This is a genomic window from Streptomyces natalensis ATCC 27448, from assembly GCF_000935125.1.
In the GTDB taxonomy this organism is placed as follows: Bacteria; Actinomycetota; Actinomycetes; order Streptomycetales; family Streptomycetaceae; genus Streptomyces; species Streptomyces natalensis.
In genome coordinates this window covers 1-249 of the sequence record NZ_JRKI01000021.1, presented here as the reverse complement: position 1 = coordinate 249, position 249 = coordinate 1, and the positions used below count along the sequence as shown (strand labels likewise).

Annotated in this window: 1 protein-coding gene; it reads left to right on the top strand. The window is 68.3% G+C overall.

Annotation, left to right across the window (positions count from 1 at the left end):
• The coding region (locus SNA_RS13900; RefSeq protein WP_044365256.1) for an AMP-binding protein at positions 1–249 on the top strand (249 nt) is incomplete at both ends.

The following is a 249-nucleotide window of genomic DNA, read 5'->3' as shown; positions in this document are numbered from 1 at the left end:
CGAGAAGACCGCCGGGCGGATACCCGACACGGGGCTGACGACCCTCATCACCGAGGACATCCACACCGACGGTCTCCCCGTCACCAACCCGACGGATGCGGACCGGGTGAGCGAGGCCCGGACCTCCCACCCCGCGTTCGTCATCTACACGTCTGGTTCGACCGGGCGGCCCAAGGGTGTCGTTGTCGAACACCGGTCGCTGAACCTGTATCTGTCCTGGGCGCACGCCGCCTACCCCGCGATGAGCGG